The 23394-nt window shown below is 64.3% G+C and carries 26 protein-coding genes; 15 read left to right on the forward strand and 11 right to left on the reverse strand.

Features of this window, described 5'->3' with window-relative positions; genetic code table 11:
• The first annotated feature begins 41 nt into the window (after nt 1–41).
• Entirely contained in the window at nt 42–1157 is a 1116-nt protein-coding gene (locus KLP42_RS12780) for a D-alanyl-D-alanine carboxypeptidase family protein (protein WP_286675466.1), read from the forward strand.
• A gap of 21 nt (nt 1158–1178) precedes the next feature.
• Nucleotides 1179–2381, forward strand: a complete 1203-nt coding sequence (locus tag KLP42_RS12785) for a CobW family GTP-binding protein (protein WP_215567112.1) — start codon at nt 1179–1181, stop codon at nt 2379–2381.
• 49 nt (nt 2382–2430) lie between these two features.
• On the opposite strand, the gene KLP42_RS12790 is transcribed toward KLP42_RS12785, so the two are convergent.
• The 5 genes from KLP42_RS12790 to KLP42_RS12810 all read right to left on the reverse strand — a co-directional run bounded on the left by KLP42_RS12790 (nt 2431) and on the right by KLP42_RS12810 (nt 6333).
• On the reverse strand, nt 2431–2691 hold the full coding sequence (locus KLP42_RS12790) for a sulfurtransferase TusA family protein (protein WP_353844876.1): 261 nt from the start codon (nt 2689–2691) through the stop codon (nt 2431–2433).
• Between the two features lie 5 nt (nt 2692–2696).
• Nucleotides 2697–4040: a L,D-transpeptidase family protein gene (locus KLP42_RS12795; RefSeq protein ID WP_215567113.1), complete on the reverse strand. Its 1344-nt coding sequence runs from the start codon at nt 4038–4040 to the stop codon at nt 2697–2699.
• A 167-nt stretch (nt 4041–4207) separates the two neighbouring features.
• Entirely contained in the window at nt 4208–5161 is a 954-nt protein-coding gene (locus KLP42_RS12800) for an acetyl-CoA carboxylase carboxyltransferase subunit alpha (RefSeq protein WP_215567114.1), read from the reverse strand.
• A 51-nt stretch (nt 5162–5212) separates the two neighbouring features.
• Nucleotides 5213–6172: a site-specific tyrosine recombinase XerD gene (gene xerD / locus KLP42_RS12805; protein WP_215567115.1), complete on the reverse strand. Its 960-nt coding sequence runs from the start codon at nt 6170–6172 to the stop codon at nt 5213–5215.
• Between the two features lie 8 nt (nt 6173–6180).
• Complete coding sequence (locus KLP42_RS12810) at nt 6181–6333, reverse strand: hypothetical protein (RefSeq protein WP_215567116.1); 153 nt, start codon at nt 6331–6333, stop codon at nt 6181–6183.
• A gap of 164 nt (nt 6334–6497) precedes the next feature.
• Between KLP42_RS12810 and KLP42_RS12815 the strand changes: the two genes are divergently transcribed.
• The 3 genes from KLP42_RS12815 to KLP42_RS12825 are packed head-to-tail and all read left to right on the forward strand — an operon-like array spanning nt 6498 to nt 9528.
• Nucleotides 6498–7091: a shikimate kinase gene (locus KLP42_RS12815; protein WP_215567117.1), complete on the forward strand. Its 594-nt coding sequence runs from the start codon at nt 6498–6500 to the stop codon at nt 7089–7091.
• The gene (gene aroB / locus KLP42_RS12820) at nt 7091–8224 is read left to right on the forward strand and encodes a 3-dehydroquinate synthase (protein WP_215567118.1); all 1134 of its coding nucleotides are present in this window, start codon (nt 7091–7093) and stop codon (nt 8222–8224) included. The genes KLP42_RS12815 and aroB overlap by 1 nt, the downstream gene beginning before the upstream one ends.
• A complete protein-coding gene (locus KLP42_RS12825) occupies nt 8224–9528 on the forward strand; it encodes an HlyC/CorC family transporter (protein ID WP_215567119.1) in 1305 nt (434 codons plus the stop codon). Before aroB ends, KLP42_RS12825 begins: the two co-directional genes overlap by 1 nt.
• A 30-nt stretch (nt 9529–9558) precedes the next feature.
• Here KLP42_RS12825 and KLP42_RS12830 read toward each other — a convergent pair whose 3' ends face one another.
• Entirely contained in the window at nt 9559–9852 is a 294-nt protein-coding gene (locus tag KLP42_RS12830) for a BolA family protein (RefSeq protein ID WP_215567120.1), read from the reverse strand.
• 101 nt (nt 9853–9953) lie between these two features.
• Between KLP42_RS12830 and KLP42_RS12835 the strand changes: the two genes are divergently transcribed.
• From KLP42_RS12835 to KLP42_RS12855, 5 genes are all read left to right on the forward strand, one after another.
• Complete coding sequence (locus KLP42_RS12835) at nt 9954–10580, forward strand: J domain-containing protein (protein WP_215567121.1); 627 nt, start codon at nt 9954–9956, stop codon at nt 10578–10580.
• A 64-nt stretch (nt 10581–10644) separates the two neighbouring features.
• Nucleotides 10645–11637 (forward strand): cobaltochelatase subunit CobS, encoded by a 993-nt coding sequence (gene cobS / locus KLP42_RS12840; RefSeq protein WP_215567122.1) that lies wholly within the window; start codon nt 10645–10647, stop codon nt 11635–11637.
• Nucleotides 11638–11669: 32 nt separating this feature from the next.
• On the forward strand, nt 11670–13568 hold the full coding sequence (cobT, locus tag KLP42_RS12845; RefSeq protein ID WP_215567123.1) for a cobaltochelatase subunit CobT: 1899 nt from the start codon (nt 11670–11672) through the stop codon (nt 13566–13568).
• A gap of 13 nt (nt 13569–13581) precedes the next feature.
• A complete protein-coding gene (locus tag KLP42_RS12850) occupies nt 13582–14574 on the forward strand; it encodes an esterase-like activity of phytase family protein (protein ID WP_215567124.1) in 993 nt (330 codons plus the stop codon).
• Nucleotides 14575–14595: 21 nt separating this feature from the next.
• A complete protein-coding gene (locus KLP42_RS12855) occupies nt 14596–15147 on the forward strand; it encodes an AAA family ATPase (RefSeq protein ID WP_215567125.1) in 552 nt (183 codons plus the stop codon).
• A 9-nt stretch (nt 15148–15156) separates the two neighbouring features.
• On the opposite strand, the gene KLP42_RS12860 is transcribed toward KLP42_RS12855, so the two are convergent.
• Both KLP42_RS12860 and rpmB read right to left on the reverse strand, forming a co-directional pair.
• Nucleotides 15157–15792 carry a queuosine precursor transporter gene (locus tag KLP42_RS12860; RefSeq protein ID WP_215567126.1) on the reverse strand — a complete coding sequence of 212 codons (636 nt, stop codon included), beginning with the start codon at nt 15790–15792 and terminating at the stop codon, nt 15157–15159.
• A 108-nt stretch (nt 15793–15900) separates the two neighbouring features.
• The gene (rpmB, locus tag KLP42_RS12865; RefSeq protein ID WP_143127142.1) at nt 15901–16197 is read right to left on the reverse strand and encodes a 50S ribosomal protein L28; all 297 of its coding nucleotides are present in this window, start codon (nt 16195–16197) and stop codon (nt 15901–15903) included.
• 237 nt (nt 16198–16434) lie between these two features.
• On the opposite strand from rpmB, the gene KLP42_RS12870 reads away from it, so the two are divergent.
• Together KLP42_RS12870 and yddG are read left to right on the forward strand one after the other, a co-directional pair.
• A complete protein-coding gene (locus KLP42_RS12870; protein ID WP_215567127.1) occupies nt 16435–17208 on the forward strand; it encodes a DUF3108 domain-containing protein in 774 nt (257 codons plus the stop codon).
• A 74-nt stretch (nt 17209–17282) separates the two neighbouring features.
• Nucleotides 17283–18170 (forward strand): aromatic amino acid exporter YddG, encoded by an 888-nt coding sequence (gene yddG / locus KLP42_RS12875; protein WP_215567128.1) that lies wholly within the window; start codon nt 17283–17285, stop codon nt 18168–18170.
• A 6-nt stretch (nt 18171–18176) separates the two neighbouring features.
• Here yddG and KLP42_RS12880 read toward each other — a convergent pair whose 3' ends face one another.
• Entirely contained in the window at nt 18177–18599 is a 423-nt protein-coding gene (locus KLP42_RS12880) for a cupin domain-containing protein (RefSeq protein WP_215567129.1), read from the reverse strand.
• Complete coding sequence (gene gloB / locus KLP42_RS12885) at nt 18596–19369, reverse strand: hydroxyacylglutathione hydrolase (RefSeq protein ID WP_215567130.1); 774 nt, start codon at nt 19367–19369, stop codon at nt 18596–18598. The genes KLP42_RS12880 and gloB overlap by 4 nt, the downstream gene beginning before the upstream one ends.
• A gap of 87 nt (nt 19370–19456) precedes the next feature.
• Here gloB and KLP42_RS12890 point away from each other — a divergent pair, with 87 nt between their 5' ends.
• From KLP42_RS12890 to KLP42_RS12900, 3 genes are all read left to right on the forward strand, one after another.
• Complete coding sequence (locus KLP42_RS12890; protein ID WP_215567131.1) at nt 19457–20200, forward strand: class I SAM-dependent methyltransferase; 744 nt, start codon at nt 19457–19459, stop codon at nt 20198–20200.
• 73 nt (nt 20201–20273) lie between these two features.
• Entirely contained in the window at nt 20274–21380 is a 1107-nt protein-coding gene (gene hisC / locus KLP42_RS12895) for a histidinol-phosphate transaminase (RefSeq protein ID WP_215567132.1), read from the forward strand.
• On the forward strand, nt 21377–22306 hold the full coding sequence (locus tag KLP42_RS12900) for a prephenate/arogenate dehydrogenase family protein (protein ID WP_215567133.1): 930 nt from the start codon (nt 21377–21379) through the stop codon (nt 22304–22306). The genes hisC and KLP42_RS12900 overlap by 4 nt, the downstream gene beginning before the upstream one ends.
• 35 nt (nt 22307–22341) lie before the next feature.
• On the opposite strand, the gene KLP42_RS12905 is transcribed toward KLP42_RS12900, so the two are convergent.
• Nucleotides 22342–23349 (reverse strand): DUF2125 domain-containing protein, encoded by a 1008-nt coding sequence (locus tag KLP42_RS12905; protein WP_215567134.1) that lies wholly within the window; start codon nt 23347–23349, stop codon nt 22342–22344.
• Nucleotides 23350–23394 lie beyond the last annotated feature (45 nt).

Raw genomic sequence — 23394 nt, forward strand, 5'->3', positions numbered from 1 at the left:
CCCGCCACGGAACATCCGGCAGTCCATCACGAGGCCGCTCCTTGCCCCACAGTCCGAATAGACCGTCAGCCGCGTATCGCAGGCTTGCCCTTGTCCTCAGCGTCGCGCTTCTCGGCGCCGGGCTTCCGCATCTGGCCGAGGCCAATCCGAAGATGGTGGTGGATGTGGCCAGCGGGCGGGTGATCTCGCATCAGGAAGCCTTCCGCAGGTGGTATCCCGCCTCGCTCACCAAGCTGATGACCATCTACGTCACCTTCGAGGCGCTGAAGGCGGGGAAGGTGACGCTGGAAACGCCGATCGTGATGAGCCGCAAGGCCGTCGACCAGCTGCCGAGCAAGATGTTCCTGAAGCCCGGCGCCACGCTGACGATCGATGCCGCGCTGAAGATCCTGGTGGTGAAGTCCGCCAATGACGTGGCCATGGGGCTGGCGGAAACCGTGGGCGGCGGCAGTTCCGACCAGTTCGTCACGATGATGAACGATGCGGCGCAACGCCTCGGCATGACATCCTCGCATTTCATCAACCCGCATGGCCTGCCTGGCAAGGGGCAGTACACCACGGCGCGCGATCTCGCGGTGCTGGCGCTGACGCTGCGTCGCAGTTTTCCGCAATATGCGAGCTATTTCGCGCTGGAAGGCATCACCACCGGCGCCAAGGATTATCCGAACTACAACATGCTGATCGGCCGGTTCGATGGTGCCGACGGCATGAAGACCGGCTTCATCTGTGCCTCCGGCTTCAACCAGGTGTCGTCTGCCACCCGCAACGGCCGAACCGTGGTATCGGTGGTGCTCGGCTCCGACAGTCTCGCGGGGCGCGCCGAGGAATCGGCAGCGCTCCTGCAGGCGGCACTGACGCAGGATCCCGGCAAGGGCGTGCCGCTTTCCAGCCTTGCGCCCTACGGGCCGGATCGCGACGCAGTGGTGGATATCAGCGCCGACATCTGCAATCCGAAGGCCGCCAAGGTGCGCAGCGAAGGCCGCGACGAGCAGGGGCGCATGGTGATCCATTCGCCCTATATTCTGGAAAGAACCGAGCCGCCGGCCTTCAGCCTGGCCGAGATCATCGCACCGCCGGAAGCTCCGAAGACGGCGGGCGGCGCGGATGTGCCGGAGGCCTCCGTGCCGGTGCCGATCCCGCGTCCGGCATCGCTTTAACCCTCACAGGATATCTTCATCATGGCCCTGGCAAGCGATCGCATTCCGGTCTCCATCCTGACCGGTTTTCTCGGTGCCGGCAAATCGACGCTGCTCAATCGCATCCTCAGGGACCCGCAGGCGCACGATACAGCCGTCATCATCAACGAATTCGGCGAGGTTGGCATCGACAATTTCCTGGTCGAAACCTCCGGCGACACGCTGCTGGAACTGTCGAACGGTTGCCTGTGCTGCACGGTGCGCGGCGAGCTGGTGGAGACGCTGGCCTCGCTCGTCGACCAGATCCAGACCGGGCGCCTGAAGCCGATCCGTCGCGTTGTCATAGAGACCACGGGGCTCGCCGACCCGGCGCCCGTCATGCAGGCGGTGATGGGCAATCCGGTGATCGCGCAGAGCTTTTCGCTCGATGGCGTCGTCACCGTGGTCGATGCGGTTCATGGTCTTTCGACGCTTGCGCGCCATCCGGAGGCGCTGCGCCAGGTGGCGGTGGCCGATCGGCTGGTGCTGACGAAGAAGCGGCTGGCAGCACCCGACGCGCTGTCGCCGCTGATGCGACGCTTGGCCGAACTCAATCCCCGAGCAGCCGTTTGCGACGGCGATGCCGAGCAGGCGGGTACCGCAGCGCTGCTTGTCAACGGCCTCTACGATCCAGACAGCAAGATCGCCGATGTCTCCCGCTGGCTGCAGGAGGATCACGACCACGACCACGACCACGATCACGGCCACCGTCACGATGATCATGATGGGCACGACCATCATGATCATCACCATGGCGACGCTCACGACCATGGTCACGGTCATGCGCCGCGGGGGAACCATCACCATCATCATGACGTCAACCGTCACGGCGATTACATCCGCTCCTTTGCCATCGTGCATGACCGGCCGATTGCGCCGATGGCGGTGGAAATGTTCGTCGACCTTTTGCGTTCGGCGCATGGCGAAAAGCTGTTGCGCATGAAGGCGATCGTGCAGCTTGCCGATAATCCGGAGCGGCCGCTTGTGCTGCACGGGGTGCAGAGCATCTTTCATCCGCCGGAGCGCCTGCCGCGCTGGCCCGACGGCAGCGACCGGCGCACGCGCATGGTGCTGATCACCCAGGGCCTGTCCGAGGATTTCGTAACCGACCTGTTTGCCGCCTTCACCGGCGAGCCGCGCATCGACCGGCCGGACCGCGCGGCCCTCGAGGATAATCCGCTCGCTGTGCCGGGCCTGCGGCTCTGACAAGAGGGCTCCGACGCCAGGGGAGGGCACGGGTCTGCCCGACCGGCACTCAGAACTCCTCGTCGCCACGCGGCGGCGGATCGCATTCCTTGCGGATGAAAAAGCGGTGGCCGAATGCGGTCACCTCGCAGGCAAGCAGGCGCTGACCATCCTCGCGGCAGGCGTGCGGAATATCGATCGCGGCCAGTGCATCGGTCGTCTCGACGCAGAGTTCCGCGCCGATTGGCAGGCTGGCGAGCTTCTTGCGGGTCTTCAGCACGGGCAGGGGGCATTTCAGCCCCCTGAGATCATAGACCGGAGGGGATGCCACCGGCCCTACCAGAACTTCCAGAAGGGCTTCTTCTGTTCGTCGCTGACCGGCTGCACGGCGGCATAGGCCAGCGGATTGGGCGCGGGCACCGGAATGGCGCCGGTGGTGGTGCTGGCCGGCTGGACGGCGGCGGTCTGGGTCTGCTGCGCCGGGGATGCGGCGGCGGAGCGGCCGGTCCCGTTCATCGCGGTGGCAACCGACATCGCGGAGCGCTCGCCCGGCTGGACGCTTGCCGTGCCGGCCGGCAGACGGCCCTGCTTGGCAGCGCTGCCGGATGCGCCGGCCGGTGCCGCCGAGGCAAGCAGGGTGCCGGCGGGCTGGCTCCTGGCGAGGCGCGCCGCCATCAATTTTTCAAACTCTTCCGGCTCGACCAGCTTGCCGGCGGCAAGCGAGGTGCCGGTCGGGGCGTAGGCGAGATCGCGGCCCTTGCGCTTGTCGGCGACAATCGCCTTGCGTTCGGCCTCGGTCGGCTCGTACCAGACCTTGCCATCCAGCTTGTCCATCGCCTTGGTATAGGCCAGCTGGTATTCCTTCTCATAGGAGGCGAGCGAGGCGGTCAGTGCCGGCGGCGTCGACATCGGCGGGCAGGCGGCGGCGGGCGAGAAACTGCCCGAACCCTGGATCTGCTGGTTGAAGACATATTTCTTCTCGCAGACATTCACCTCGGGGGGACGCTTCGTCACCTCGAAATTGTCATAGCCGACCTTCAGCATCTTCCAGAACTCGAGGTTCTCGCTGTTGCGGTGGCGGGCCATGTTCTCCGCCGTCATGCGGAAGGGGAAGGCCTGCAGCTGCACCGTGGTCTGGCCGCCGCGGAAGGCGTCGCGGGCAAAGGCATAGATCTCGAGGATCTGCTGGTCCGTCATCGAATAGCAGCCGGACGAGGAGCAGGCGCCATGGATCATCAGGTTCGAACCGGTGCGTCCGTTCACCGCGTCGTAGCGGTTCGGGAAGCCGGTATTGATGGCGAGATAATATTTCGAATTCGGGTTGAGATGCGCCGGCGTCAGGTTGTAGAAGCCTTCCGGCGCCTGGCGATCGCCTTCCTTGACCTTCGGGCCGAGCTTTCCGGACCAGGCGCAGATATCGTATTCGGCGATCTTGTCGAATCGGTTGTCCGCCTTCGCCTTCCAGATCTCCATCTTGCCTTCTTCCTTGAAGACACGAATCATGATCGGCGAATTGCGCGGCATGTCCTTCTTCTGCATTTCCGCAATGATGCGGTCAGGCAGAGGCTGCTCGACCTTGTTCTTCACCTTGGAAAGATCCATCGCCGTGTCGAGGGTGTCGTTGCACCCCGCCAGCGCAGTGGCCATCAGAAGGACGGTAGCGATCAGTTTCAAGCGCATCGGACAAATCACGTGTGACGATCTAAAGGGCAGGCCGATAAGCACATACCCATTCTGCCATTCGTAATAAAGCGGTAAGCTTTACATTATCTTACCATGTCGCGCCGGTCGCCCTGCACGAAATCGTGAAGCGTGGCGCCGGAAGCGCCACACGATGCGACAATTGATCAGAGATTGCGGCCTATTTCCAGAAATTTCTGGCGCCGATGCTTGCGCACATCCTCCGGCGACAGCTGGCCGAGATCCTGCAGGGAGGCCTCGATCAGGGCGCCGGCCGCGTCGATCACCGTCTCCGGTTCGCGATGTGCGCCGCCGAGCGGTTCGGGAATGATGTCGTCGATGACGCCGAGCGCCTTCAGGTCCTCGGCGGTGATCTTCATGTTGGTGGCGGCTTCGCGGGCACGGGTCGAATCGCGCCACAGGATGGAGGCGGCCCCTTCCGGCGAGATGACCGAATAGATCGCGTGCTCCAGCATGAACACCTTGTTGCCGGTGGCAATGGCGATGGCGCCGCCCGAGCCGCCTTCGCCGATGACGATCGAGATCATCGGAACCTTCAGCGCCAGGCACATCTCGGTGGAGCGGGCAATGGCTTCCGCCTGGCCGCGTTCTTCAGCTCCGACGCCCGGATAGGCGCCTGCCGTATCCACCAGCGAAATCACCGGCAGGCCGAAGCGGTCGGCCATTTCCATGATCCGGATCGCCTTGCGATAGCCTTCCGGACGCGGGCTGCCGAAATTGTGCTTGATGCGCGACTTGGTGTCGTTGCCCTTTTCCTGGCCGATAAGGGCCACCGGCTGGCCGCGGAAACGCGCAAGGCCGGCCTGGATCGCGGCGTCCTCACCGAAGGAACGGTCGCCGGCCAGCGGCGTGAACTCGGTGAACAGGCGCTTCTGGTAATCGATGAAGTGCGGGCGCTGCGGATGGCGGGCAACCTGTGTCTTCTGCCAGGCGTTAAGCTTGGAGTAGATGTCCTGCATCGCCTCGCGCACGCGCACTTCCAGACGCTGGATCTCGTCGGATGTGTCTATGCTCTCATCTTCCGCCGCCAGCTTCTTCAGCTCGTGGATCTTGCCTTCCAGGTCGGAGATGGGCTTTTCGAAGTCGAGATAGGTCTGCATGAGCTCCGTGTTCCGATCGTGTTGGCGGCCGTGCCGCCCCCCGCCCGCGCTCTAATCAGGGTTTTTGGTGGCTTTTGCAAGAGGGTGGTGCATTTCCACCACTTCTCTCAGCCTTTCTTCCAGCACATGGGTATAGATTTGTGTGGTGGAAATGTCCGAATGGCCGAGCAGTTCCTGCACGACGCGCAGGTCTGCTCCGTTCTGCAACAGGTGGCTGGCAAAGGCATGGCGCAGCACATGCGGAGAAATGGCGCTGGTGCGGATCCCGGCCCGTGCCGCCAGCCCCTTGAGATCGCGGGCAAACACCTGGCGCGGCAGGTAGCCCTGCTTGCCTGCGGAGGGAAACAGCCACGCGCTCTCCGCCTCGCGTCCTGCCGAGATCGCTTCGGCGCGCGTCCTGCCATAGGCGGCCATGGCGGCAATTGCCGAGCGTGACAGCGGCACCAGCCGTTCCTTGTTGCCCTTGCCGCGGATCATCAGGAAACGGCCTTCCTGGTCCAGCACCTTGGCCGGAAGCGAGACGAGTTCGCTCACCCGCATGCCTGTCGCGTAAAGCAGTTCGAGGAGGGCGAGCATGCGCAGCCGCCCGATGCGCTCGCCGATGGATCCGTCGGTCGCGGAGGCCTCCTCGGCGGCGCGCGCCAGAAGCCGGCTCACCTCTGCCTCGCTCAGGATCTTCGGCAGCCCCCTCTGCTTCTTCGGCGCATCGAGAATGCCGGTCGGATCGTCTTCGCGCAGGCCTTCCGTATAGAGAAAGCGATAGAACTGCCGCATGGCCGAGAGCCGGCGCGCCTGCGAGGAAGCGGCAAAGCCCTGGCGGGCCAGATGCGCGAGATAATCGGTGAGATCGGCGCTGCTGGCGGCGGTCAGGCCGGTGCGGCGCGTCGACAGGAAGTTCGCAAGGTCCTCGAGGTCGCGCTCGTAGGAGGCGAGCGTATTGGCGGCTGCACCGCGCTCGGCGCTCATCATTTCGAGAAAGGCTTCCGCATGGGCGCGGGACAGGTCGGCCACGGCAGCACTCACGGTTGGGGCGGATTGAGGCGCTCGGAGGGGACGCGCACCGTCACGTCCCGCTCGCGCGGCTCGACCAGGAGGACGAGGGCCATCATGCTTCCGTAGATCAGGCCGCACAGCACGGCGATGATGAACAGAAAACGAAAGAGGGTCGGCATGCCTTGCTCCGCATTTCGAGGCGCCCCTCTTATGGGCAATGCGGAAGAGGAGCGCAAGAACCCGCGCCGCAACCCGCTTTCAGCACCGCCGTGGCTTGACGCTGCTGTGCCATTTGTCGATAGGGTTGCCCAGAGGACTGCTAGAGGACAGCTTTAAGACCGCGATGCCCGATCTTGTCATACCATCGACAGAGCCCCTGACGCTGAGCGATCGGGCGCGCGCGGCCCTTGCCGGCCGGAACCTGATCTTCGTCGGACTGATGGGCGCGGGCAAGTCCGCCGTCGGCCGCATTGTTGCCCAGCAGTTGTCCCTGCCGTTCGTCGATACCGACGCGGAGATCGAGCGCGTGTCGCGCATGACGATCCCCGAACTGTTTGCCGCCTATGGCGAGGCAGAGTTCCGGGCGCTGGAAACGCGCGTGGTGGAGCGCCTGCTGAAGAGCGGGCCGCGGGTGGTCTCGACCGGTGGCGGTGCCTTCATCAACGAGCGCACCCGCGCCGTCATCAAGCGCGGTGGTCTGTCGCTTTGGCTGAGGGCCGAACTCGACATTCTCTGGGAGCGGGTCAACAAGCGCGACAACCGCCCGCTGCTGAAGACGGAGAACCCGAAGCAGACGCTGGAAAACCTCATGCACCAGCGCTACCCCATCTATGCGGAGGCCGACCTGACGGTCGAATCCCGCGACATTCGCAAGGACGCCATGGCCCAGGAGGTTCTGGCCGCCCTTGCCGCATCGGCCGAGGAAGGCAAAGCCTGATGAACACTGCAGTCGAGAGCAATCCGGATCGTCTCGTCCACGTGCCGCTGGGCGAGCGGGCCTATGACATCCTGATCGGGCCCGACCTGATCGCCCATGCCGGCGGCGAAATCACCGCGCGGCTGAAGGGCCGCAAGGCGGCGATCGTTACCGATGAGCATGTGGCGCCGCTCTATCTGGAAGCGCTGATGGACAGCCTGCAGACGGACGGTATCGAGGCCGTTTCGCTGACGCTGCCGGCCGGCGAAAAGACCAAGAGCGTCGAACCGCTGATGGCGGTCTGCGACATGGCGCTGTCGGCGCGCATCGAGCGCAATGATTGCATCATCGCGCTAGGTGGCGGCGTGATCGGCGATCTCGCCGGCTTTGCCGCCGGCATCGTGCGCCGCGGCGTGCGTTTCGTGCAGATCCCGACCACGCTTCTGTCGCAGGTCGATTCCTCCGTCGGCGGCAAGACCGGCATCAACACCCGCCATGGCAAGAACCTGCTCGGCGTCTTTCACCAGCCGGATCTCGTGCTTTCCGATACCCGTGCACTGGACAGCCTGAGCGAGCGCGAATTCCGCGCCGGCTATGCGGAGGTTGCCAAATACGGACTGATCGACAAGCCGGACTTCTTCGAGTGGCTGGAGAGGAACTGGCAGGCGGTGTTTGCCGGCGGCAGCGCCCGCGCCGAAGCGATCGCGGTCAGCTGTCAGGCCAAGGCCGATGTCGTGGTGGAGGACGAGCGGGAGACCGGTCGTCGCGCACTGCTCAATCTCGGCCACACCTTCGGCCACGCGCTGGAGGCCGCCACCCATTACGACAGCAGCCGGCTGGTGCATGGCGAAGGCGTGGCGATCGGCATGGTGCTTGCCCATCGTTTCTCGGCCCGCCTCAACCTCGCAAGCCCGGACGACGCGGCCCGCGTCGAGGCGCATCTGCAGGCCGTGGGCTTGCCGACGCGGATTTTGGACATACCTGGAGAGGGTCTGCCGACCGAGGTGCTGATGAATGCCATTGCCCAGGACAAGAAGGTGAAGGGCGGCCAGCTGACCTTCATCCTCACCCGCGGCATCGGCCAGTCCTTCATTGCCGACGACGTGCCGGCCTCCGAAGTCCAGTCCTTCCTCGAGGAGATGCGAAAGGCGTGATGCTGCAGGAGATCCTTGCCTTTCTGGCCGAATACTGGCTGACGCTCGTTTCCATCGTCCTTCTGATTGCCGCCTCGGCCTTCTTTTCCGGCTCCGAGACGGCATTGACGGCGGTGTCGAGGGCGCGCATGCACACGCTGGAAAGCAATGGCGATCTGCGGGCAGGGCTGGTCAACCGGCTGATCGAGCGGCGCGACCGGCTGATCGGAGCGCTGCTGATCGGCAACAATCTCGTCAATATCCTGGCCTCATCGCTGACCACCAGCCTGTTTCTCGGCCTGTTCGGCCAGACCGGCGTGGCGGCGGCCACGCTTCTGATGACGGTGCTGCTTGTCGTCTTCTCCGAGGTTCTGCCGAAGAGCTGGGCGATTTCGACGCCTGACCGCTTCGCCATGGCGGTGGCGCCGGTGGTGCGCATCTTCGTCGGCATTGCCGGCCCGCTGTCCAGCGGGGTGAATGCCATCGTGCGTCTGATCCTCTCCCTCTTCGGCGTCAACCTGTCGCACGGCACCTCGATGCTCTCGGCGCATGAGGAATTGCGCGGTGCGCTGGACCTGCTGCACAAGGAAGGTTCGTTCATCAAGGCCGACCGCGACCGGCTGGGCGGGCTGCTGGACCTTGAGGAACTGGAGGTTTCCGACGTGATGAAGCACCGCACGGTGATGCGGGCGATCAATGCGGACGATCCGCCGGAGGTGGTGGTGCGCACGGTGCTGGAAAGCCCGTTCACCCGCATGCCGCTGTGGCGCAGTTCGACGGAGAACATCATCGGCGTCGTGCATGCCAAGGATCTCCTGCGTGCTCTTGCCGAACCGGACATGGAGCCGCGCGATCTGGATATCGTGAAGATTGCCCAGAAGCCATGGTTCGTGCCGGACACCACCAGCCTGAAGGATCAGCTGAACGCCTTCCTGCGCCGCAAGGTGCATTTCGCTGTCGTGGTGGACGAATATGGCGAGGTGCAGGGCATCGTGACGCTCGAGGACATTCTGGAAGAGATCGTCGGCGATATTGCCGACGAGCACGATCTGGAGATCCAGGGCGTGCGCCAGGAGGCCGATGGCTCGATCGTGGTCGACGGTGCGGTGCCGATCCGCGACCTCAACCGCGCGCTTGACTGGAACCTGCCCGACGAGGAGGCCACCACAATTGCCGGCCTCGTCATCCACGAATCCAAGCTGATCCCGCAGGAGCGTCAGAGCTTTACCTTCCACGGGAAGCGCTTCACGGTGATGAAACGGGAGAAGAACCGCATCACCAGGCTGCGCATCCGCCCTGCTGAAGACATTCCGCTGAAGGGCTGACGTGGCCGACGGCGACCTTTTGTCGCCCAGCTACCAGCGCGTCGCCTCGCCGGGGGCTGCCGCCTCGATTGCCAGCGCATGCAGGCCAGCCTCAAGTTCCGCCTTCAGAAGTTCGTTGACCATGCGGTGACGCTGCAGCCGGCCGAGCCCGGAAAAGCGCGCGGAGACCACGCGCACGCGCATGTGCGTTTCGCCGGTGCCGGTGATGTTCGGCCGATGACCGGCATGGTGATGGCTTTCGTCGATCACCTCCAGCCGCTCCGGGCCGAGTGCCTCGGACAGCCTCGTCTCGATGCGGGCACGGACGGATGTGGGCTCACTCATGGGCAGGCTCCGGACCTGTGAAAAGGGGGTCCCAGAAAGCAGCAACAAACCGCTTTGTCAATTCTTGTTGTCCCCGCCTCGGCACCCCATAATCTGCTCGCATGAGACTGGATTCCAAATACTTCGACCGTATCCGAACGCGCCGCAAACGGGAGCAGGACGCGGCGCCGCAGGCGCCGACCTGCCAGTGGGACGGCTGTGACAAGCCGGGTGCCCACCGCGCCCCCGTTGGCCGCAATGCGGAGGGTCAGTTCTTCCTGTTCTGTTTCGAACACGTGAAGGAATACAACAAGGGCTACAACTATTTTTCCGGCCTGTCGGACAACGAGATTGCCCGCTACCAGAAGGAGGCGATAACCGGCCATCGCCCCACCTGGACGGTTGGCGTCAACAAGGCCGCCCGCGAAGCGCCGCTGCATGCCAGCCAGCGTTCCGGTTCGGCAGCAAGCTTCAACCGGGTGAAGGATCCGTTCGGCTTCGTGCGCGACAGCCAGGCAGGCAGCCGGCCCGTCCAGCCGGCGGTCCGGAGACTAAAGACGCTGGAAGCGAAAGCTTTCGACACAATGGGCTTGACCGCGGGCGCAACGGCGGCTGAAATCAAGGGCCGCTACAAGGAACTCGTCAAAAAGCATCATCCGGACGCGAATGGCGGCGATCGCGGTTCGGAGGAACGTTTTCGCGCTGTCGTACAGGCCTACCAATTGTTAAAGCAGTCCGGTTTCTGTTAAGCCGTTCTGATGCATGGCAGCAAGGATTGCGGCCGTACCGTCCTGGGTGCGGCGTGGAGTGGTGATGAGCAAAATCGATCTTGATATTTCCAACCTCCCGGATACGACGGTGTCTGTCCGGGAAGTCTTCGGCATTGATACCGACCTGAGGGTTCCGGCCTACAGCAATGGCGACCCTTACGTTCCCGACCTCGACCCCGACTACCTGTTTGACCGCGACACGACGCTCGCCATCCTGGCCGGCTTCGCGCACAACCGTCGCGTCATGGTGTCCGGCTTCCACGGCACCGGCAAGTCCACCCATATCGAGCAGGTCGCCGCCCGCCTCAACTGGCCGTGCGTGCGCGTCAACCTCGACAGCCATGTCAGCCGTATCGACCTCGTCGGCAAGGACGCGATCGTTCTGAAGGACGGCAAGCAGGTCACCGAATTCAAGGACGGCATCCTGCCCTGGGCCTACCAGCACAATGTCGCACTCGTCTTCGACGAATACGATGCCGGCCGCCCGGATGTGATGTTCGTCATCCAGCGCGTGCTGGAATCGTCCGGTCGCCTGACGCTGCTCGACCAGAGCCGTGTCATCCGTCCACACCCGGCCTTCCGCCTGTTTGCAACGGCAAACACGGTCGGCCTCGGCGATACGACCGGCCTCTATCACGGCACGCAGCAGATCAACCAGGCGCAGATGGACCGCTGGTCGATCGTGACGACGCTGAACTATCTGCCGCACGAGAAGGAAGTCGATATCGTCGCCGCCAAGGTGAAAAGCTTCGGCGCCACCGCTCAAGGCCGCGAAACCGTCTCCAAGATGGTGCGCGTTGCCGACATGACGCGTTCGGCCTTCGTCAACGGCGATCTTTCGACTGTCATGAGCCCCCGTACCGTGATCACCTGGGCGGAAAACGCGGAAATCTTCGGCGATGTCGCCTTCGCCTTCCGCATCACCTTCCTCAACAAGTGTGATGAGCTGGAGCGCACGCTGGTGGCCGAGCAGTACCAGCGCGCCTTCGGTGTCGAACTGAAGGAAAGCGCCGTGAACATCGTTCTGGGCGCATAAGGCCAACAGGCAGGCAAGCAAGGTAGATCGAAATGGCAGGCCGGGGTGACAATTCGAAGGCAAAGAGCGGCGGACCGGTTGATACCGAGCCGCTGCGCCGGGCCATCACCGGCTGCGTTCGCTCGATTGCCGGCAGCGGCGAGGTGGAGGTGTCCTTCGCCAACGAGCGGCCCGGCATGGCGGGCGAGCGCATCCGCCTGCCGGAGATCTCCAAGCGGCCGACGGCGCAGGAACTGGCCGTGACCCGCGGTCTCGGCGATTCCATGGCGCTCAGGCTCGCCTGCCACGATACCGGCGTGCACGCCACGATGTCGCCGCAGGGCACGGATGCGCGCGCCGTCTTCGACGCGGTCGAGCAGGCGCGTGTCGAATCGCTCGGCGCCTTGCGCATGGCGGGCGTTGCCGCCAATCTCAACAGCATGAATGCCGAGAAATATTCCAAGGCGAATTTCTCCGGCGTGGATCGCCAGGAGGACGCGCCGATCGGCGAGGCCATGGCCATGCTGGTGCGCGAAAAGCTGACCGGCACCAAGCCGCCGGCGAGCGCCGGCAAGGTTCTCGATCTGTGGCGTCCCTTCTTCGAGGAGAAGGTCGGCGCCGAACTCGACAATCTGAAGGGCGTGATCGAGGACCAGCAGGCCTTCGGCAAGCTCGTTCGCCACATGCTTTCCTCCATGCAGATGGCGGAGGATTACGGCGACGAGGAAAACCAGCCGGAGGAGATGGAGAACGAGAACGACGAGGAGCAGCCGCGCAGCAACGAGACCGAGAATGACGAGGTCGAGGAAGATGCGGGCTCCGATGCGGCCCCGGCCGAGGAAAGCCAGGCTGCGGAAGAGCAGCTTGACGAAGGCGAGATGGACGGCGCGGAGATTTCCGACGACGACATGAGCGACGACGAGGACGACCAGTCCGAGACGCCCGGCGAAACCCGTCGCCCGAACCTGCCCTTCGACGACTTCAACGAGAAGGTGGACTACCACATCTTCACGCAGGAATTCGACGAGGAGATCACCGCGGAAGAACTGTGTGACGAGGCGGAACTGGATCGCCTGCGCGCCTTCCTCGACAAGCAGCTCTCGCATCTGCAGGGTGCCGTCGGGCGTCTCGCGAACCGCCTGCAGCGCCGCCTGATGGCGCAGCAGAACCGCTCCTGGGATTTTGACCTCGAAGAGGGTTATCTCGACCCGGCCCGTCTGGTGCGTCTCGTGATCGACCCCATGCAGCCGCTCTCCTTCAAGCGCGAGCGCGACACGCAGTTCCGCGATACGGTCGTGTCGCTTGTCATCGACAATTCCGGCTCGATGCGCGGTCGCCCGATCACGGTGGCGGCAACCTGCGCCGACATTCTCGCCCGCACGCTGGAACGCTGCGGCGTGAAGGTGGAAATCCTCGGCTTCACCACCAAGGCCTGGAAGGGCGGCCAGAGCCGCGAACAGTGGCTTGCCAGCGGCAAGCCGCCGACGCCCGGCCGCCTCAACGACCTGCGCCACATCGTCTACAAGGCGGCGGATGCGCCCTGGCGCCGTTCGCGCCGCAATCTCGGCCTGATGATGCGCGAAGGCCTGCTGAAGGAGAACATCGACGGCGAAGCGCTGATGTGGGCGCATAATCGCCTGATCGGTCGTCCCGAGCAGCGCAAGATCCTGATGATGATCTCCGACGGCGCGCCGGTTGATGATTCCACGCTTTCGGTCAATCCGGGCAATTATCTCGAGCGGCACCTGCGAGCGGTCATCGACCAGATCGAAAACCGCTCGCCGGTCGAACTGCTGGCCATCGGCATCGGTCATGATGTGACGCGCTACTATCGCCGTGCCGTGACCATTGTCGATGCGGACGAACTGGCCGGTGCGATGACCGAGCAGCTGGCCTCGCTCTTCGACGAGAACAGCGGCAGCCCGCGCGGACGCCTCAGGCGGGCCGGCTGATCGCGCGCCCCGCATGAAGCTGCGGCGCGTCTCGTGCATGTTCGGCCTGCTTCTCGCCTCCGTCACCATGACGGCGGCAGAGACGGTGTCGGCCCCGGTCGCGGCCCGGCCGATCGACAACTTTCACAGCGGCTCCGATGAACGCCGCTTCGGCGCCTTCGAATTCGTCGGCGGCCTCGAACTCACCTCGCCCCAGCCGCTGTTCGGTTCGCTGTCGGCCATCCGGTTCCGACCGGACGGGCAGCGTTTCGTCGCCGTGCTGGATAATGGCTACTGGCTGACGGGGCGCATCGAGCGGGAGGCGAGCGGCCGTCTTTCCGGCCTTACGGAGGTGCGCATCACCGCGATGCGCGACCGACGCGGCCGCGAGCCGCGCAACAAGGGTGACATCGATGCGGAAGGGCTGGCGCTGCGCGCCGGACAGGCCGCAGTCAGCTTCGAACGGCGGCATCGCGTCGATCTCTACTCCGATCCCGGTTTCGAGGAGGCGCGGCCGCAGCGCAGCCTCGACATTCTGATTCCGAAGGGGGACATGCGCAGCAATGGCGGCCTGGAAACACTGGTCGCGGCACCGGCTGCGAGCCCGTTGAAGGGCGCATTGCTGACGGTTGCCGAGGACAGCACGGACCGTGAGGGTCATCTGCATGCGGCGATCCTGGACGGGCCGCTGAAGGGGGCATTCCGCGTGGTGCACCATGAGCCGTGGAACGTGACGGACGGTGCTTTCCTCCCCGGCGGTGACCTTCTGCTGCTGGAGCGTCGCTTCAGCGTGATCGGGGGCGTGGGAATGCGCATTCGCCGCATTGCCGGCAGCGCGCTGCGGCCCGGCGCGCTGGTCGATGGGCCGGTGCTGCTGGAGGCAGACATGGGCTTTGCGATCGACAACATGGAAGGAATAGACGTCATTGCCGGGACGGATGGTCATCCGCATGTCATTCTCGTATCAGATGACAACCAGTCGGTTCTCCAGCGCAGCCTGATGCTGGAATTCCGCCTGATGCAGTAGGCTGGCCCGGAGGCAATACATATGGTGCGGATTCACATTCTGGGAGCGTCCGGCTCCGGAACGACGACGCTTGGGCGCCTGATCGGCGAGCGGCTGCGGATCCTGCATCTCGACACCGACACCTTCTTCTGGATGCCGACCGAGCCGCCCTTCACGACGCCGCGCCCGGTGCCGGAACGCCTTCAATTGATCGAGCAGGCAATGGCGGGGGCGCCGGGCTGGGTGCTCACCGGCTCGGCGCTCAAATGGGGCACGCCGCTGGAGCCGCTCTACGATCTCATCGTGTTCCTTCAGCTCGATCCTGCGGTGCGCATGGAGCGCATTCGCCGCCGCGAGGCCGAGCGCTACGGCAACCGCATCCTGCCGGGTGGCGACATGGCCGAGACGAGTCGCGCCTTTCTGGAATGGGCGGCGAGTTACGATACCGCCGGGCCGGAGCAGCGCAGCCTTGCCGCCCATGAGGCCTGGCTTGCCGGCCGCGAGACACCTGTCCTGCGGCTCGATTCGATGCGGCCTGCGGAGGAGTTGGCGGAGGTCGTGCTCCGCCATACCGTCATCGGCCAGGCATCGTAAGACGGAAGGTCAGGCCGCCTTGGCAGGCGGCATGGGCTTCAGAACGCTCATCAGCGCGCCATAGGGCAGGAGCATTACCAGCCCGACCAGCAGCTTCACGACGAAATCGCCGATCGCCCAGGAGATCCAGCGCGGCGCTTCGGCGGCAAAGATGCCGAGGATCGGCGCCTGGCTGATGGCGAAATCGTCATTGGCGCCGAGGAAGGCAAAGGCCGGTGCAAAGGACAGCGAGAAGAACAGCACCGTATCCAGCATCGAGCCGAACAGCGAGCCGGCGAGCGGCGCCTGCCACCAGGTCTGGCGGCGCAGGCGGTTGAAGACGGAGATATCGAGCAACTGACCGACCAGATAGGCCGTGCCGGAGGCCATCGCGATGCGCGGCAGCGAGGTGTAATAGGAAATCGCAACCCCGACGACGAAACCGGCGAAGACCACGCGGCGGGCGATCTTCGGCCCGAACTGGCGGTTGGTGAGGTCGGTCACCAGGAAGGCGGCGGGATAGATGAAGGCGCCCCAGGTGAGCAGATTGCTCAGCTGGATGCCGAACAGGCTGCCGAGAACCGGGAACTGCACGAGGAAGTTGGAGGCGACGACGACAAGCGTCATCAGCAGCACGTAAATGATGGTCGCGCGGAGATACTGCATTTTTTTACCCTGGGTGATGCCACCAGCAAGAGGAAACGAACGGCAACAGAAAAGGCTTGAACGGCGAACCGTCAAGCCTTCCTGAAACCAGTGATGGACGCTTGAGCCTCAGGCAGCAGCGGCTTCGGCGGTCTTCTTGACGATCTGGCGGCGCAGCAGACGAGCGCGCATCGACAGTTCGGTCTCGTCTGCCTTCAGAAGGAAGGCATCCAGGCCACCGCGATGCTCGACGGAGCGCAGGGCATGGGCGGAAACGCGCAGACGGTAACGCTGGCCGAGAGCATCGGAAATCAGCGTGACATGGCACAGGTTCGGCAGGAACCGACGCTTCGTCTTGTTGTTGGCATGGCTGACATTGTTGCCCGACTGGACGCCCTTGCCGGTCAATTCGCACACACGGGACATGGGTACACCTTTGTTCTTCTTAGCAATTGAACGGGGATTCGGGCAATGCCCGGCCTGCCGATCCAACTGGTCCTGATTGGAAAGTTGCGGTTCTATAGTCAGTGAGGCCGTCCCCGTCAAGCCAAACATGGCGCGGCGGGCCAGATTCCGACGCGGGCTGCGATTTCTCCCGCTATTTTCTTGCCACACTGCACAGGCTATAGTGAGCAAGCGTCACTTCAAAACCAAGGCAAGACCATGCTCCGCCGGAGCCGTTCCCTCCTCCTGTTTGCCGCCTGTCTGGGACTGTCCGCAACACCGGCGACAACCGCCGGCATCCGCCACCTCAGCGAGTACAACATTTCGCTCGGCGTTCTGCCGATTGCGCGCGCCTCGTTCTCCAGCGAGTTCGACCGCAATGATTACAGGATCGACGGCTCGTTCAAGGCATCCGGCCTTGTCAGCCTGTTCAGCGACATCTCGGCCGATACCAGCGTCAGCGGTGCCGTTCGCGGCGAGCGATTGCAGGCGCGCGCCTATTCGCTGGTCTATCGCCAGGACAAGAAGACGCGACGCTACGAGATCCGCTATCGCAATGGTGACGTGGTTTCCACCTCCGTCGAGCCGGAGCCGAGGGCGCGGCCGTCCAACTGGATTCCGGTCAGCAATGGCGACCTGCGCGCCGTGCTCGATCCGCTTTCCGGGCTGATCTTTCCGGAAGGGGCCCGGATCTGCCCCAGTCGGCTGCCGATCTATGACGGGGAATCGCGGCTCGACCTCATTCTTTCGCCGAAGGGCAGCAAGGTCTTCTCCACCGAGGGCTACAAGGGCGATGCCATCGTCTGCGAGGTGCGTTATGTGCCGAAATCGGGTTACAAGCAGGGCCGCAGCGACATCGAATATCTGAAGGGTGTGCGCATGGAGGTCTGGTTTGCCAAGGCGGACAAGGTCAATGTATATGCTCCCGTCTATGCCCGCATTCCGACCAAGGTCGGGGACGTCTATGTGACGGCGGTGAAATACGGCGGATAATCGGGGTCGATCCTGTCGGCCCGGCAAAAGGCTTTCCGGGGCTTCCTGGGGCACAAGGGCTGCAGGGGGCAGATGTGAAGATCAAGGGTACGCTGATCGGCTTTACGGCAATCCTGATGTGGTCGCTGCTGGCCCTGATGACGGCAGCCTCCGGCACCATGCCGCCCTTCCAGCTTTCGGCCATCACCTTTGCCATCGGCAGTCTGCCGGGCGTTCTCCTGCTTGTCGTGCGCCCCGAACGTTTGAAACTGCTGCGCCAGCCGGCAAAGGTCTGGCTGACCGGCATTGGCGGACTGTTCGGCTATCACTTTCTCTATTTCACGGCGCTGCGCAATGCGCCAGCGGTGGAGGCGGGGCTGATCGCCTATCTCTGGCCGCTGCTGATCGTCGTCGGCTCGGCGCTGCTGCCGGGCGAGCGGTTGCGCTGGCATCATCTGGCCGGCGCGCTGGCGGGGCTGGCAGGCACCGTCGCGATCGTTTCCCGCGCCGGCATTTCCTTCGACGGCGCCTATCTCGTCGGCTATGGCGCGGCCTTCCTCTGCGCCTTCACCTGGTCCGGCTATTCGCTGCTGACCCGGCGTTTCGAGGCCGTGTCCACCGATGTGGTGACGGGTTTCTGCCTCGCGACCTCCATCCTGTCGATGCTCTGCCATCTGGCGCTCGAGCAGACGGTCTGGCCCGCTGGCGCAAGCGAGTGGATCGCCATTGTCGGGCTTGGCCTGATGCCGGTGGGGGCGGCCTTCTATGCCTGGGATTACGGGGTGAAGGCCGGCGACATCCAGATCCTTGGTGCCGCAAGCTATGCGGCACCGCTGCTCTCCACGCTGATCCTGGTCCTGTTCGACTTTGCCGAGCCCAGTCTGCGGATCGCGCTTGCCTGCCTGCTGATCACCGGCGGTGCGGCGCTGGCTGCAAAGGACATGATCCGTCGCCGGCCGGCGGCCGAGGCACCGGCAGAATAGGGCGTGTCAGGCGCCGGGTTCCCAGCCGGGCGGCGCCATTTCGAATTTTGCGAACTCGAAACCGGGCGCTACCGTGCAGCCGACCAGCGTGAAGGCGCCCAGCGGCTCGGCCGACTGCCATTCGTCGGCGACCACCACGATCTGCGGCCGCTCGCCCCTGGACAGGTCAAGCCCGAGGATTTCCGCACGCGCGGCTTCTCCATCCTTCGCCAGCCGAAGCTTCAGCGGTTCGCCCGCATAGAAGTGCCAGACTTCGGCCGCGTCCTTCACGCGGTGCCAGTGCGAGCGCTCGCCGGCCTTCAGCAGGTAATAGATCGCCGTCGAATGGCCGCGGGCACCGCCGTCCACGTCGCGAAAGGTTTCCGTGTACCAGCCGCCCTCCGGGTGCGGCTGCATGGCGAGCGCCGTGATGATCTCGTCGGCCGTCACTTGAAATTGTCCTTGCGCTTGCGGATTTCGGCAAACACCTCCTCATTGGTCGCACCCTCCATCAGGAGAGTGCGGCGGATGGCCGGATCTGCGACGCGCAGGAAGGGGTTGGTTTCCTTCTCCAGTCCCATCATGGTCGGAATGGTGAAGCGGCCTTCGGCACGCACCTCATCGATCTGGCGCACGCGCCGCTGCAGTACCTCGTTGTCCGGATCGATGCTGATGGCAAAGCGGGCGTTGGACTGGGTGTATTCGTGCCCGAAGTAGATTGCGGTCTCGTCCGGCAGCACGCAGAGCTTCTGCATGGAATGCCACATGTCGGCAGCGGTGCGCTCGAACAGGCGGCCGCAGCCCAGCGCAAACAGCGTGTCGGCGGCAAACAGCAGCTTGTCCTCGGGGAAGCTGTAACAGACATGGCCGGCGGTATGGCCGGGTGTTTCGAAGACGCGGACCGGATGCTCGCCGAACAGGAATTCGTCGCCATCGGCCACCGTGCGGTCAAGCCCCGGGATTGCCACCGCCTCGTTGACCGGGCCGATGATTTCGCAGCCGTAACGCTCCTTCAGCGCCAGATTCGCCTCGACATGGTCGGTGTGGTGATGCGTGGTGAAGATATGCGTGATCGTCCAGCCCCGGGCCTCGGCCGCCGCCACGATCGGAGCTTCCTCCGGGGCATCGATCGAGGCCGTCAGCCCGCTTTCCGGATCGTGCAGAAGCACGCCATAATTGTCGCTGCGACACATAAAGACTTCAATCGCCAGAGTTTTCATCAGTGCTGCCCATTGCGTGTAAACGGTCTTGCCCCAATGTAGAGGCCACCGACTTGAAGTCCAACCACCCTCTGATAGCTTTTCGCCATGCACGCCGATATCGTCGACCTCCGCGAGTTCTACCAGTCGCCGCTCGGCCGCTTTGCCGAGCATTCGATCACCATGGCGCTCGCCTCGCTCTGGGCGCGCCTGCCGGAGGAAAGGCTGGTGGGGCTTGGCTATGCCGTGCCCTATCTCGATCGCTTCCGTGCCGATACCGAGCGCACCTTCGCCTTCATGCCGGCGGGGCAGGGGGCGGTGAACTGGCCGGTCGGCGAACTTTCTTCCACCGCGCTTGTCTTCGATGAGGAGCTGCCGCTGCCGGATGCCAGCATCGACCGCGTGCTGATGGTGCATTCGCTGGAATTCGCCGAGAACCCGCGCGAGACGCTGAAGGAGCTGTGGCGCATCCTCGCGCCCGGCGGGCGGCTGGTCATCGTCGTGCCGAACCGGCGCGGGGTATGGGCGCGCATGGAACACACCCCCTTCGGCTCCGGCCGTCCCTATTCGCGCCGCCAGCTGACCAATCTGATGCGCGAGACCAATTTCACCCCTTCCGCCAGCGCCGAAGCGCTGTTCTTTCCGCCGTCGAAGCTCCGCACCGTACTGAAGCTCAGGCACGGCTTCGAGCGGATCGGGCGCCGGCTCTGGCCGGCCTTTTCCGGCGTGCTGGTGCTGGAGGCGCAGAAGCGGCTCTACCAGGGCCTGCCGGTTGCGGCGCGCGCCTCGCGGCGCGTCTTCGTGCCGGTGCTCGGCGCGCAGGGTGTTCCGACCACCAGAAGCCGCAGTTGAGGCCTTGTGGCCTCGACAAAAGCGGCCGACAGGATTAAGGGCGAAGGATCATCTTTTTCGAAGGTCTTGCCCGATGGATAGCGCCCAGCTGAAGCCCGTTCCCCGCCCCGGAATCCTGGATGTCGCCGCTTATGTGCCGGGCAAGGAACATGCGCCGGGTGTTGCGCGCGTCTTCAAGCTGTCCTCCAACGAGACGCCGCTCGGCGCAAGCCCGAAGGCGCTCGACGCCTTCCGCCAGGCGGCCGGCCACCTCGAGATCTATCCCGATGGCCAGGCAATCGAACTGCGCACCGCGATTGCCGAAACCCACCGGCTGAACATCGCCAATATCCTCTGCGGCAACGGGTCCGACGAACTGCTCGGCCTGCTGTGCCATGTCTATCTCGGCGCCGGTGACGAGGCGATCATCACCGAGCACGGCTTCCTCGTCTACAAGATCCAGATCATGGGCGCCGGCGCGACGCCGGTGACGGTGAAGGAACAGGACTGCCGCGTCGATGTCGATGCCATTCTGGCCGCCGTGACGCCGAAGACGAAGATGGTGTTCATCGCCAATCCCGGCAACCCGACAGGCACCTATGTGCCGGCCGCCGAAGTGCGCCGCCTGCATGCCGGCCTGCCGAAGAACGTCATCCTCGTTCTCGATGCGGCCTATGCCGAATATGTGCGCGAGAACGACTACGAGGCCGGCATCGAACTGGTGTCCTCCGCCCAGAACGTCGTGATGACGCGTACCTTCTCCAAGGTCTACGGGCTTGCGGCGCTGCGTGTCGGCTGGATGTATGGCCCCTCCGACATTCTGGATGCGCTGAACCGCGTGCGCGGCCCCTTCAATCTCAATGCGCCGGCCATTTCCGCCGGTGCTGCGGCCATCCGCGACCAGGATTTCATCGGCAAGGCCGTGGAGCACAACCAGCTGTGGCTCACCAAGCTGACGCAGGCCTTCGAAACCTTCGGTCTCAAGGTCACTCCGTCGGTCACCAACTTCCTGCTGATCCATTTTCCCGATGTGGATGGCAAGCGGGCGCCGGACGCCGATGAGTTTCTGACGAGCCGCGGCTTCATCCTGCGCGCCGTCAAGGGCTACGGCTTTCCGAATGCGCTGCGCATGACGGTGGGCTCTGAAGAGGCCAATCGCGGCGTGATCGAGGCTCTCGGCGAGTTCATGAGCAAGGCATGAGTGGCATTCTGTTCGAGCGGATCACGCTGATCGGCATCGGCCTGATCGGATCCTCCATCGCGCGTGACATCCGGGACAAGGGCCTGGCCGGCGAGCTAGTGATTTCCACCCGCAGCGAGGCAACGCTGAAGCGCGCCGAAGAGCTGGGGCTTGGCGACCGCTATCTAACCTCGGCAGCCGAGGCGGTGAAGGGGGCGGATCTGGTCATCGTCTCGGTGCCGGTCGGTTCCTCCGGCATGGTGGCCGAACAGATCGCGCCCAGCCTGAAGCCCGGCGCCATCCTCACCGATGTCGGTTCCACCAAGGCCTCCGTGATCGCGCAGATGCAGCCGCATGTGCCGGAAGGCGTCCACTTCATTCCCGGCCATCCGCTGGCGGGCACGGAAAAATCCGGCCCGGATGCCGGCTTTCCCGGCCTCTTCAAGGGCCGCTGGTGCATCTTCACGCCGCTGCCGGACACGGACCCGGAGGCGCTTGGAAGGCTACGCGATTTCTGGGCGGCACTCGGTTCGCGCATCGACGAGATGGATCCGCTGCACCATGACAAGGTGCTGGCGATCGTCTCGCACCTGCCGCATATCATCGCCTACAACATCGTCGGCACGGCGGACGATCTGGAAACGGTGACGGAATCGGAAGTCATCAAGTATTCCGCCTCAGGCTTCCGCGATTTCACGCGTCTGGCGGCCTCCGATCCCACCATGTGGCGCGATGTGTGCCTGCATAACAAGGACGCCATCCTGGAAATGCTGGCGCGCTTTTCGGAAGACCTCGCCTCCCTGCAGCGGGCGATCCGCTGGGGCGAGGGCGACAAGCTGTTCGACCTGTTCTCGCGCACCCGCACCATCCGCCGCTCGATCGTCGAGGCGGGCCAGGACGTGGACGCGCCGGATTTCGGCCGCCACGCGCTCGATCCGAAGACCTGACGATATCCGGGATGGGGCCGTAGAAGGCCCCGCCCTCAGAGTGGCGGGATCTCGCCAACCGCGATGAAGCCGCCGACCAGGATCTTGCCGCGATTGAGCGTCAGGTCGAGGCTTGCGCTGTCACCGCCTCCCGTCAGGGCCGACAGCATCTTCGAGGCGGTGTCGATGGTCTTTGCCAGCTGCGGGAAGTTGCCGGACAGGCGTTCGCGCCATGCGCCGATCTTTTCCACCTGCAGCTTCAGCTTGCCGGATAGCCGGCCTTCGGTGTCGATGGAAATCGGGCCGCTGACGCTGAGAATCTGTCCGTCGCCAAGATCGATGCCCAACTGGCGGATTTCGCCCTTCGTGCCATAAAGGCCGGTGCCGGTATCGTCCTGCCCTTCCAGCAGCCCGGCCTTGCCGGCCAGCGTCACATCCGCAACGGCGGTGAAGCGGGGAATCTGCAGGGGCAGGCCGCGGGCCGTCAGGTCCGAGTTGCGCAGGGTGAGGGCGGCATCGAGATCGGCGCCGTTCTGCCGGGCATGGATCTCGGCCTGCTCGACCTTCAGATCGACGGCCTGACCGGTCTGTGACGAAGTGATGGCCGCGGTGAGGCCGCGAATCACGGTCGAGCTGCGCTCGAGGCCACCGGCAACGGTGTTCAGGCTTGCCTGCAGGTCGTTCCATTGCGAGGTAACGGAAAGGCCGTTGCCGGTGCGCAGTTCGGACGGGCCATCCAGTTCCCAGAGGATGTGGCTCGGCGCATAGACCTGCGCGGCCGAGCGCAGCGCGCCGAAACTTGCGGAAATGCCCTTGGCGCTGTCATCGATGGTGACCTTCGAGCAGAACAGGCCGATGCGGAACGGATAGCCGCGATAGGTCGCGTCGGCGCATTCGGCAGTCACGCCGCGATCCTGCTGCTTGCCGAGTGCTGCCAGCGTATTGGCCTTCAGCGTTGCGGCCGCATAGAACCAGCCTGCGGTATAGAGCGCGATGGCCACGACGATCAGCGCTGCCAGTGCCCAAATTTTTGCGGAAACGCCGCTTCGGCTTGACGCTGCCATGATGTTCTCCAATGGTGCTCGTTCGAGTGCGTGCGGTTTGGCGTG

The organism is Rhizobium sp. CSW-27 (genome assembly GCF_018760785.1).
Classification (GTDB): Bacteria; Pseudomonadota; Alphaproteobacteria; order Rhizobiales; family Rhizobiaceae; genus Neorhizobium.

Coding starts and splice junctions, on each gene's coding strand:
- KLP42_RS12850 (WP_215567124.1), top strand. CDS start 13,582: ATGAAGCTGCGGCGCGTCTCGTGCATGTTCGGCCTGCTTCTCGCCTCC.
- KLP42_RS12835 (WP_215567121.1), top strand. CDS start 9,954: ATGAGACTGGATTCCAAATACTTCGACCGTATCCGAACGCGCCGCAAA.
- KLP42_RS12815 (WP_215567117.1), top strand. CDS start 6,498: ATGCCCGATCTTGTCATACCATCGACAGAGCCCCTGACGCTGAGCGAT.
- gloB (WP_215567130.1), bottom strand. CDS start 19,369: ATGAAAACTCTGGCGATTGAAGTCTTTATGTGTCGCAGCGACAATTAT.
- KLP42_RS12855 (WP_215567125.1), top strand. CDS start 14,596: ATGGTGCGGATTCACATTCTGGGAGCGTCCGGCTCCGGAACGACGACG.
- KLP42_RS12810 (WP_215567116.1), bottom strand. CDS start 6,333: ATGCCGACCCTCTTTCGTTTTCTGTTCATCATCGCCGTGCTGTGCGGC.
- hisC (WP_215567132.1), top strand. CDS start 20,274: ATGGATAGCGCCCAGCTGAAGCCCGTTCCCCGCCCCGGAATCCTGGAT.
- cobT (WP_215567123.1), top strand. CDS start 11,670: ATGGCAGGCCGGGGTGACAATTCGAAGGCAAAGAGCGGCGGACCGGTT.
- KLP42_RS12795 (WP_215567113.1), bottom strand. CDS start 4,040: ATGCGCTTGAAACTGATCGCTACCGTCCTTCTGATGGCCACTGCGCTG.
- KLP42_RS12890 (WP_215567131.1), top strand. CDS start 19,457: ATGCACGCCGATATCGTCGACCTCCGCGAGTTCTACCAGTCGCCGCTC.
- rpmB (WP_143127142.1), bottom strand. CDS start 16,197: ATGTCCCGTGTGTGCGAATTGACCGGCAAGGGCGTCCAGTCGGGCAAC.
- KLP42_RS12905 (WP_215567134.1), bottom strand. CDS start 23,349: ATGGCAGCGTCAAGCCGAAGCGGCGTTTCCGCAAAAATTTGGGCACTG.
- KLP42_RS12830 (WP_215567120.1), bottom strand. CDS start 9,852: ATGAGTGAGCCCACATCCGTCCGTGCCCGCATCGAGACGAGGCTGTCC.
- cobS (WP_215567122.1), top strand. CDS start 10,645: ATGAGCAAAATCGATCTTGATATTTCCAACCTCCCGGATACGACGGTG.
- KLP42_RS12800 (WP_215567114.1), bottom strand. CDS start 5,161: ATGCAGACCTATCTCGACTTCGAAAAGCCCATCTCCGACCTGGAAGGC.
- KLP42_RS12785 (WP_215567112.1), top strand. CDS start 1,179: ATGGCCCTGGCAAGCGATCGCATTCCGGTCTCCATCCTGACCGGTTTT.
- KLP42_RS12825 (WP_215567119.1), top strand. CDS start 8,224: ATGCTGCAGGAGATCCTTGCCTTTCTGGCCGAATACTGGCTGACGCTC.
- KLP42_RS12900 (WP_215567133.1), top strand. CDS start 21,377: ATGAGTGGCATTCTGTTCGAGCGGATCACGCTGATCGGCATCGGCCTG.
- aroB (WP_215567118.1), top strand. CDS start 7,091: ATGAACACTGCAGTCGAGAGCAATCCGGATCGTCTCGTCCACGTGCCG.
- KLP42_RS12870 (WP_215567127.1), top strand. CDS start 16,435: ATGCTCCGCCGGAGCCGTTCCCTCCTCCTGTTTGCCGCCTGTCTGGGA.
- KLP42_RS12860 (WP_215567126.1), bottom strand. CDS start 15,792: ATGCAGTATCTCCGCGCGACCATCATTTACGTGCTGCTGATGACGCTT.